The organism is Acidovorax sp. KPB24-07, from assembly GCF_057543315.1.
This window is the reverse complement of sequence record NZ_BAAJYS010000141.1, coordinates 1-9,284: the sequence shown is the minus strand read 5'-3', so window position 1 is coordinate 9,284 and position 9,284 is coordinate 1. Positions and strand designations below refer to the sequence as shown.

Here is a 9,284-nt window from a genome sequence, read left to right as displayed (position 1 = left end):
CAGCGTGGACTTGCCCGCGCCGTTTTCGCCCAGCAGCGCCAGCACCTCGCCCCGGGCGAGGGTCAGGTCGATGCCATCGTTGGCGACCAGCGGGCCGAACCGCTTGGTGATGCCGTGAAGGCGCAGCACGGGCGGCCCGGCCTCGGCCGACGGCGGGCGGGCGGCGGACTCACCCACGCAGCGTGCTCCGCCCGGCGCAGCGCGCGCGCATCACTTGGCCGTGGACTTGGGCTGGCTGTCGTCCACCTTCACGGTGAACTTGCCCGCCAGGATGTCGGCCTCCCTGGCCTTCACCTTGGCCACGACCTCGGCCGGCACCTTCTTCTCGAACGTGCCCAGCGGCGCGAGTTCGGAGCCCTTGTGCTTCATCATCGAATAGGGGCCGTAGTCCTCGGCGGCGAACTTGCCTTCCTTGACCAGCGCAATCGCGCGGTCCACGCTGGGCTCCATGTGCCACAGCGCCGAGGCCACCACCGTGTCCGGGTACTGGGCCTGCGTGTTGATCACGTTGCCGATGGCCAGCTTGCCCTTTTCCTTGGCGGCGTCGGACACGCCGAAGCGCTCGGCATACAGCACGTCGGCGCCCTTGTCGATCATGGCGAAGGTCGCCTCCTTGGCTTTCGGCGGGTCGAACCAGCTGTTGATGAAGGTGATGGTGAACTCGGCCTTCGGGTTCACCTCCTTCGCGCCGGCCATGAAGGCGTGCATCAGGCGGTTGACCTCCGGAATCGGAAAGCCGCCCACCATGCCAATCTTGTTCGTGCGGGTCATGCCGCCCGCCACCATGCCGGACAGGTAGGCGGGCTCCTGGATGTAGTTGTCGAACACGCTGAAATTGGGCGCCTGCGGCTTGCCCGAGGAGCCCATCACGAAGGCCGTCTTGGGAAAGTCCTTGGCCACCTTGCGCGCGGCCGCCTCCACGCCGAACACCTCGCCGAAGATCAGCTGGTTGCCCCCGGTGGCGTACTCGCGCATCACGCGCTCGTAATCGGCATTGGCCACGTTCTCGCTGCTCTTGTATTCGATCTCGCCACGCGTTTCCGCCGCCTTGAGCGCCTTGTGGATGCGGCTCACCCATTGCTGCTCATAGGGCACCGTGTAGATCGCCGCCACCTTCAGCTTGGCCTGCGCGAAGGCCAGCGTGGGCGCCAGGCCCAGGGTGGCGGAGATGGCCAGGGAGGTGCAGAACAGGCGGCCGGTGAAGAGGCGGCGAGAGGTCATGGAGCGTCTTTCTATGCGAGGAATCGATGCCGGGGTAACGCAATATACGTGCCCAACAGGGCTTTTGAAAGTGGATGCGGTGCAACGAAATTGATGGAAAGTCAATGCGATTGCGTAATTTGTTGTTTGCGTGACTATTTTTTGAAAATAAGAGAATAGGTGCTAGTCCTACATAAACATTGCAAGATTTTGTCGTATAGCATCCTCGCCTTTCGATAGGCAGGAAGTGTGTGATGGTGGCGATTAATGTGTCGGTAATGGCCGGTGGATCAACCGAGGAGCGCCGATCGGCGGATCCCATCACCGACAGGGGAGGACATGGCGGCATCGCCGCCCTTTGCCTCGTTGCCCGAATGCACCATGTGGCAGCCGATCCGGGCACCCTCGCACATCAAATGGGCTTGCAACCCAGCGAGGTACCCACGCTGCAGGATCTGGTCCGCGCGGCCAAGCACATCGGCCTGAAAGCCAAGATCAGTGTCACCACCCCCGACCGGCTGGCCCTCAGCCCCTTGCCGGCCCTGGCCATGGTGCGCAACGCGGCCGGCGAGGTGCGGGCCATCGTCCTGGCGCAATGCAACGGCCAGCGTGTGCTGCTGCAAGACCCTTCCGCCGGCCCCGGCGGCAACCGCCCCACCATCGAATCCCTGGAAGACTTCGCTGCGCAGTGGACCGGCGAGTTGCTGCTCATCACCAGCCGCGCCAGCCTGGCGGGCGAGCTGGCCAAGTTCGACTTTTCATGGTTCATTCCCAGCCTCGTCAAGCACCGCAAGCTGCTGGGCGAGGTGCTGCTGATTTCTTTCATGCTGCAGCTCTTCGCGCTGATCAGCCCCTTGTTCTTCCAGGTGGTGATGGACAAGGTGCTCGTCCACCATGGCGTGACCACGCTGGACGTGCTGGTCATCGGCCTGGTCGTGGTGGTGGTGTTCGAGAGTCTGCTGAACGGCCTGCGCGGCTACGTCTTCAGCCACACCACCAACCGCATCGACGTGGAACTGGGCGCGCGGCTGTTTCGCCACCTCATGCAACTGCCGCTGTCGTACTTCCAGGCGCGCCGCGTGGGCGATTCGGTGGCCCGCGTGCGGGAGCTGGAGAACATCCGCAGCTTCCTGACCGGCAACGCCCTCACCGTGGTGCTGGACGTGCTGTTTTCCGTCATCTTCATCGCCGTGATGCTGTTCTACAGCGTGCCCCTCACGTTGATCGTGCTGGTCAGCCTTCCGCTGTATTTCGGCCTGAGCCTGGCCATCGTGCCCGTGCTGCGGCGCCGGCTGGACCACAAGTTCGCGCGCGGCGCGGAGAACCAGGCCATGCTCGTGGAAACCGTCACCGGCATTCAGACCGTCAAGGCCAGCGCGCTGGAGCCTTCGTTCGCCCGCCGCTGGGACAACCAGCTGGCCGCCTATGTCAGCGCCAGCTTCAAGACGCAGAACGTCGCCGCCTGGGCGCACGAGGCCGTCAACCTCATCGGCAAGCTGGTGAACGCCGCCACCCTCTGGTACGGGGCCCACCTCGTCATGGACAACCAGCTCACCGTGGGCCAGTTCGTCGCCTTCAACATGTTCGCGCAGCGCGTGGCCCAGCCCATCATGCGCATGGCCCAGCTGTGGACCGACTTCCAGCAGACCGGCATCTCCATGGCGCGCCTGGGCGACATCCTCAACACCCGCACCGAAGTGCCGCCCTCCAGCGCCGCGCAGCTGCCCCCCATCCAGGGCCGCATCACCCTGGACGGCGTGCACTTTCGCTACCGGCCCGAGGCCTCGCCCGTGCTGGGCGGCGTCAGCCTGGACGTGCGGCCTGGGGAGGTCATCGGCATCGTGGGCCGTTCGGGCTCGGGCAAGAGCACCCTCACAAAATTAGTGCAGCGCCTGTACGTGCCGGAGCAGGGCCGCATCCTGGTCGATGGCATCGACATCAGCCTCATCGATGCCGCCCAACTGCGCCGCCAGGTGGGCGTGGTGCTGCAGGAGAACCTGCTGTTCAATCGCAGCGTGCGCGAGAACATCGCCATCGCCGACCCCGCCGCGCCCATCGAAGCCGTGGTGTACGCCGCCCGCCTGGCCGGCGCGCACGACTTCATCAGCGAGTTGCCCGAAGGCTACGACACCCTGGTGGGCGAGCAGGGCGGCAGCCTGTCGGGCGGCCAGCGCCAGCGCGTGGCCATTGCGCGGGCCCTGTTCACCAACCCCCGCATCCTCATCCTGGACGAAGCCACCAGCGCGCTCGACTACGAGAGCGAGGCCATCATCCAGCGCAACATGGCGCACATCTGCCAAGGGCGCACCGTGCTCATCATCGCCCACCGCTTGAGCGCCGTGCGGCACGCGAACCGCATCATCGTGATGGACAAGGGGCGGATCGTCGAGGCCGGCCCCCACGATGCGCTCATCCAGCGCCAGCAGGGCCTGTATGCCCACCTGTGGCGCATGCAGGACGGCAGCCAAGCCGCTCGCGCTGCCGAAGGAGCGATCGCATGACGGACACCGTGATCCCCAGCGCCGCCATGCCTTCGGATGCCCCTGGGAAGGTGCCACCTGCCCAACCCCAGAAGCAGCGCCATCCCGGCATCGAACTGCTGGGTCGCTACCGCGCCGTCTTTCGTGCCGCCTGGGCACACCGGGCCGAACTGGCGGGCCCTTCGCGCCTGGCGGACGAGCAGGCCTTTTTGCCCGCCGCGTTGAGTCTGCAGGAAACACCGGTTCACCCGGCCCCCCGGCGCATCGCCTTCGTGCTGATGGCGCTCTTCGCCATCGCGCTGCTGTGGGCCATCTTCGGCAAGATCGACATCGTGGCCGTGGCGCCCGGGCGGGTCATCGTGAGCGACCGCACCAAGCTCGTGCAGCCGCTGGAGAACAGCGTCATCCGTCGCATCCTGGTCAAGGACGGCGACCACGTGCAGGCCGGCCAGCCCCTGCTGGAGCTGGACCCCACCGCCGCGCGGGCCGACAAGGCCAGCTTCAACGAAGCGCGGCGGTCCGCAGATTCGGAATGGGTGCGCAGCCGGGCACTGCAGCAGATGCTGTCGAATCCAGATCGAACCAGTACGGGCGGATGGGTGTCGACCAACCGCTTGACGGCGAAAGACGTGCCCGGCGAGTGGAGCAAAGAAGAACTCACCGAGGCCAATGCCCAATTGGCTGCCGAGTGGAGCGACATCACCGCGCGGCTGGCCAAGCTCGCCGCCGAGCGCCAGCGACGGCAAGCGGAGATGGCCACTGTGCACGCCATGATCGGCAAGCTGGAGGCCACCGTGCCCATCGCGCGCCAGCGCGAGCAGGACTTCAAGGCCCTGGCCAACCAAGGCTTCGTGTCGGGCCACGCCAACCAGGACCGCACGCGCGAGCGCATCGAACAGGAGCGGGACCTGGCCACCCAGCAGGCCCGGCTGCAAGAGGCCCAGGCCGCGCTGCGCGAGGCCGAACAGACCCGCGGCGCCTACCTGGCCGAAACCCGCCGCGCGTTGAGCGATCGCCAGGCGCAGGCGGACTTGAAGCGCCAGCAATCGGGCCAGGAACTGGCCAAGGCCACCCAGCGCGAGCGCCTGGCCACGCTCACGGCCCCCGTGGCCGGCACCGTGCAGCAACTCGCCGCCCACACCGAGGGCGGTGTGGTGACCCAGGCCCAGGCGCTGATGGTGATCGTGCCCGACAGCGCCGGCGTGAGCGCCGAGGTGACGCTGGAAAACAAGGACATCGGCTTCGTGGCGCCAGGGCAAGAGGTGGCCATCAAGCTGGAGACCTTCCCGTTCACTCGCTACGGCACCGTGAAGGCCACGGTGGACAAGGTGACACAGGACGCCGTCACCGATGAAAAGCGCGGCGCGATCTTCCCGGCGCTCATCACCTTGAACCAGAGCCACATCGACGTCGACGGCAAGCCCATCCGGCTGGCGCCCGGGATGAACCTGACGGCGGAGATCAAGACCGGGCAGCGGCGGGTCATCGAGTACCTGCTCAGCCCGATCCAGCGGGCGACCAGCGAGAGTTTGAGGGAACGCTGACGGCACAACGGACGCACGGGACTGCCATCGGTTGCCATCTTCCAACGTGGCACAGGCAGCACTGCGTGTCCGCACCACGAAACACCTCCTGCGAGCCATCGCACAGCCGCGGCTGTGAGGCGATGGGCGTGGGTTTACAGATCCATTGACAGACCCATTGAAAACGAAAGGAATCCCGATGAGCAGCAACAACAACCAGAACGCCCCCGCCGTTTCGTGGCGCTTCCAGGGCACCCAGGGAGCAACGCCCTGGAAGGAAAGCTATGCCGAATCCACCCTTGCGGCGGAGGTCGCCAGCGCGATGGTGCTTCCTGCTGGCGGCACCGTTGCCGCACCCGCGCTCTCTGCCGCCGCGCAGGAAGCGCGGCTGACGCAGGCCTCCATTGCACAGGCGACGGCCACTGCGGCAGACACCGTGCAATGGAACCTGGAGGCGTTGCACTCGCGTGGCCAGAACGGCGTGCTGGGCGAACGAGTTGCCTCCGAGGTGGCTTCGCAGACCATCGTCAGCGTGGAGAGCATGCGCCCCTACGCCTACGAGTTGGGGGTGGACGCAGCACAGGACGCAATGCTCTCAGAGCGCACCAAGCCGCTGGAGTGGTCGGCGGGCGAAGCAAGCATGGAAAGCACCCGTCCCTATACGACCGACAGCGAAGCGCTGGCGATCTTCGAGTCCACCAAGCCGATGCAGCTGTCGGATGTGGCGGACGGTGCAGGAACGACCAAGCCGCTGGAGTGGTCGCCCTCCATGAGCAGCGCATTGGAGCAGCCCCTCGCGCTGGCACTGGAAGGCAGCGCACAGCAATTGCTGCAGGCCATGGCGGGCTTTGCGCCATCGGCGATGGGGACTGCGGCAACGGCTTCGGCGACCCAGGCGGTTTTGTGGAATCAGGCCCTCGCCGTAGGAGCACAGTCCTGAAGTGACACGTGCTTAACGCAGAGCTTAGATCGGATGCTCAGGCGTTGATGTCGCGGAATAAAAGGAGAAAGCGATGAGAGTTTTCGTATACGTCTACCAACGGAAGGGAAGAAATGCGTGATTACTGGATGACTCAGTCCCTGCTGCAAGTGATGGGCTGGGGATATGTCGCGGTGGTGCTGATCGCACTGCTGATTGCAGCGTGGGCGCCTCGACGCAATCCGCACAAGGTGGTGTGGGTGCTGATCGTTCTTGGAGTGGGTTCGATATTGCCGATCAAGAGCTATCAGCAGTATGAAGAGCAGAAACAGATGGGTGAAGCGAGAAAGCAGCAGTACGCGAAAGCCAAGGCATTATTTGATGAGCGGTGTAAAACGGCGGGAGAAAAAATTTATAAAACTATCGACAACGTCGATGGAATAAAAATTATCCGGGATAAATACGTCGGATCTGATGTTCCTATGCAGTTTAGGTTAAATAATCCATATGGTGGGGCTTGTGATGGTGATTCGTGTATAGCAATGTATTTGATTGATACCTCAATGGTTCCAGTTAATGGCGATGTCCGTTCTGGAAGGTATGAGCAGAATAAAAAAAAGAATTTATCAGTTTGTGGAGGTGGGCGAGGGCGAATCTTCAGAGTTGCGTAGGTATACAAAATTGAATTCATCTTCGCCTCTTGAGGTGCAATCTGTATTGCAAGGCAAAGCCCGCTACGGCGTGATTTTGAGCGATGTCTCAACACCAGAGGATAGATCTCTATGGATAGCGGGGGGGAGTATCAAAGTTATTGACCTCATGACTAGAGAGGTACTTGCAGAGCGAACAGGATATTTGTTGGATCCAGGGCAAGGTAGCACCGATGGACAACGCAGCCCTTGGGATTGGGCGCGTGTGCATGGAAATGCCTGTCCTTCCATTGCCCAGCACAATCAAGTATTTGTTGAAAAAGTAATTAGGCCAGTTAAGGGTGTACGTCATGAGCAATGAAGTGGCTCAATATTTAAAGTACTCTGCCGTTCAGATGGCAGCGGAAGCGTTTTTGGATAGGCCTGGTGATCTGGTAGCTCTTCTCAAAACAGGGAATACGCGCTCTAGTAGGTTTACTGAGGTTCAAGCGGCTCAATTCGATCAAAACTGGAGTTTGATAGATCACCGTACCAATACTGCTACTGGATTTTCAGGGACCTTATTTAAAAATAAGGAAACCGGCGAACTAGTGATGAGCCTGCGCTCAACCGAGTTTGCCGACGACTCGGCGCGCGACAACCAAGCGACGAACACGCTGGAGATCAAGGAAAAAGGCTGGGCGTTCGGCCAGATCGCGGACATGGAGAAGTGGTATGCGGACCTGCAGGCGAGCGGAAAGCTCGGTGCCACCGACCGCTTCACCGTCACCGGCTACAGCCTGGGCGGGCACCTGGCGACGGCGTTCTACCAATTGCGCGAAGAAAAGGGCGAGGCTGGGCGCATCGCCTCCACCTACACCTTCAACGGCGCGGGCGTCGGGCTCGTCAAAAACGGCGGCACGTTGAGCGCCGCCATGGACGACTTCACCGCCCATCGGGGTAAGGGCAGCAACGCGGCGAGCTTTGTGACCACCGAAGGGGCGCAGCGCTACGCGGAACTGAGCAGCAAGTTTGCAGCCGGCCAAGGGGCCCAGACGGGCGGTCCCGGCGCCATCAAGCAATCGGTCGATGAGCTGACCGCGCGGCTGGAGCAACCCATCGCCAGCCAGGCCACGCGGGCAGAGCTGCAACTGCTTCGCGACGCGTTGCGCCGCATGCTGTCCATCGCCAACGAAGCGCAGCGCGTGAACAACGGCATCCCCAATACCGGGGGGGGCGCCGCGCAGCCCGTGTCTCTCGCGGCCATCGAAGGCGCATCGCTGGACTACCAGTTGGCGGTTTTGCATGCCGCGCAGAACACCGCACCCTCGGCCGGTCTGGCGGGCAATACCTTCCAAGCCGTCGCGGGGCGCAATGCGCTGGCTTCGCCCAAGCCCAATTTCTACGACCTCTACGGCTCCAACTTCGGCTCGCTGGGCGACTTCTCGGCCGTCGCCAACTCGCAAATCCACTACGGCCAGCAAACCCCCATCTGGATCGAGGACCAGCCCTTGTACCGGGGTACCGTGCTGGCCGACATGGGCAGTGCCTCCTGGCGGGCCGGGGAAGCCAAGCTGCTGGTGGACAACTTCGGCCAGAACGACTTCGGCGACACCCACAGTCTCGCGCTGATCGCCGACAGCCTGTCGGTTCAGCAGACCCTGGTATCGCTCATGCCTTCCGTTGACCAGGGCGTGTTGAACGCTGCCCTGAAAGCGGCGTCGAACAAGCCGTCCTCGGCGGACAGCGGCGGACAGGGCAAGGCCGATGGCACCAGCCTGGAAAACCTCGTCAATGCCGTGGCGCACACGCTCGGCATCCAGGGCACGGACCTCAAGGGCAATCCGAATGGCGGTACCTGGGCGCGTATTGAGGCCCAGGATGGCTACAGCGGCCGGGATCAGTTGCACGCGCGGCTCAAGGCCATTGGCGACTGGGCCACCGAGAAGAAAGTTGCGGGCAAGCTCGTGCTGCGCGTTCCAGACTCCGGCATTCGTGCGGCGGCGCGCAACGACTTCGGCGCCCTGCTGGCGTTGCAGGACCTGAGCCCGGTCTGGATCACCGGGGCCGATGCTGCTGCCAAAACCGCTCTGGAGGCGGTTTGGAGTGGCACCCGTGCCGCCGACTACAGCGCTTGGCAGGCCGACAAGTCCAAGGCCACGCCAACGGGCTTTACCCACGAATGGATGAAGGATCGGTCGATCTTGCTGCAGGCCGTCGTTCTGCGCAACCAGCAAAACAACCAGGCACAGGAAGTGCTCGATGTGCGCGCGACGCCCGGGCAGGTGACCTTCTTCCACTACACCGATCCCGACACGGGCGAAGACACCCTTTTCAGCACCCGTGGCAGTCGGGAGAATCGATTGCCGGATCAGCACCTGATCTTCGGCAACGACAAGGACAACGTCCTCACCGGATACGACAACGCTCTCGGTGACCACCTGTACGGAGGCGCCGGCAACGACACCCTCACAGGCCTTGGCGGTGCCGACTACCTGGAAGGCGGCGCGGGCAACGACACGCTGATCGGCGG

General features: G+C 63.4%; 7 protein-coding genes and 1 pseudogene. 6 read left to right on the top strand and 2 right to left on the bottom strand.

The genetic code is table 11. The features are described 5' to 3' along the window. The coding region (locus AC27IQ_RS14565; RefSeq protein ID WP_487089897.1) for an ATP-binding cassette domain-containing protein at positions 1-177 on the bottom strand (177 nt) is incomplete at its 3' end. Between the two features lie 33 nt (positions 178-210). After that, complete coding sequence (locus AC27IQ_RS14560) at positions 211-1,221, bottom strand: BMP family protein (RefSeq protein WP_284400379.1); 1,011 nt, start codon at positions 1,219-1,221, stop codon at positions 211-213. A gap of 257 nt (positions 1,222-1,478) precedes the next feature. Here AC27IQ_RS14560 and AC27IQ_RS14555 point away from each other — a divergent pair, with 257 nt between their 5' ends. From AC27IQ_RS14555 to AC27IQ_RS14530, 6 genes and pseudogenes are all read left to right on the top strand, one after another. Further along, positions 1,479-3,701, top strand: coding sequence for a type I secretion system permease/ATPase (locus tag AC27IQ_RS14555; protein WP_487089896.1), 2,223 nt, complete (start codon positions 1,479-1,481; stop codon positions 3,699-3,701). Between the two features lie 26 nt (positions 3,702-3,727). Next, entirely contained in the window at positions 3,728-5,224 is a 1,497-nt protein-coding gene (locus AC27IQ_RS14550; RefSeq protein ID WP_487089895.1) for an HlyD family type I secretion periplasmic adaptor subunit, read from the top strand. Between the two features lie 178 nt (positions 5,225-5,402). Further along, a complete protein-coding gene (locus tag AC27IQ_RS14545) occupies positions 5,403-6,143 on the top strand; it encodes a hypothetical protein (RefSeq protein WP_487089894.1) in 741 nt (246 codons plus the stop codon). A gap of 113 nt (positions 6,144-6,256) precedes the next feature. Continuing rightward, complete coding sequence (locus AC27IQ_RS14540) at positions 6,257-6,793, top strand: hypothetical protein (protein WP_487089893.1); 537 nt, start codon at positions 6,257-6,259, stop codon at positions 6,791-6,793. Continuing rightward, the gene (locus AC27IQ_RS14535) at positions 6,699-7,133 is read left to right on the top strand and encodes a hypothetical protein (protein WP_487089892.1); all 435 of its coding nucleotides are present in this window, start codon (positions 6,699-6,701) and stop codon (positions 7,131-7,133) included. Before AC27IQ_RS14540 ends, AC27IQ_RS14535 begins: the two co-directional genes overlap by 95 nt. Then, positions 7,123-9,284, top strand: a pseudogene (locus AC27IQ_RS14530) (putative Ig domain-containing protein); the annotation flags it as partial. The gene AC27IQ_RS14535 and the pseudogene AC27IQ_RS14530, both read left to right, overlap by 11 nt.

Coding starts and splice junctions, on each gene's coding strand:
- AC27IQ_RS14560 (WP_284400379.1), bottom strand. CDS start 1,221: ATGACCTCTCGCCGCCTCTTCACCGGCCGCCTGTTCTGCACCTCCCTG.
- AC27IQ_RS14555 (WP_487089896.1), top strand. CDS start 1,479: ATGGCCGGTGGATCAACCGAGGAGCGCCGATCGGCGGATCCCATCACC.
- AC27IQ_RS14550 (WP_487089895.1), top strand. CDS start 3,728: ATGCCTTCGGATGCCCCTGGGAAGGTGCCACCTGCCCAACCCCAGAAG.
- AC27IQ_RS14545 (WP_487089894.1), top strand. CDS start 5,403: ATGAGCAGCAACAACAACCAGAACGCCCCCGCCGTTTCGTGGCGCTTC.
- AC27IQ_RS14540 (WP_487089893.1), top strand. CDS start 6,257: ATGCGTGATTACTGGATGACTCAGTCCCTGCTGCAAGTGATGGGCTGG.
- AC27IQ_RS14535 (WP_487089892.1), top strand. CDS start 6,699: ATGGCGATGTCCGTTCTGGAAGGTATGAGCAGAATAAAAAAAAGAATT.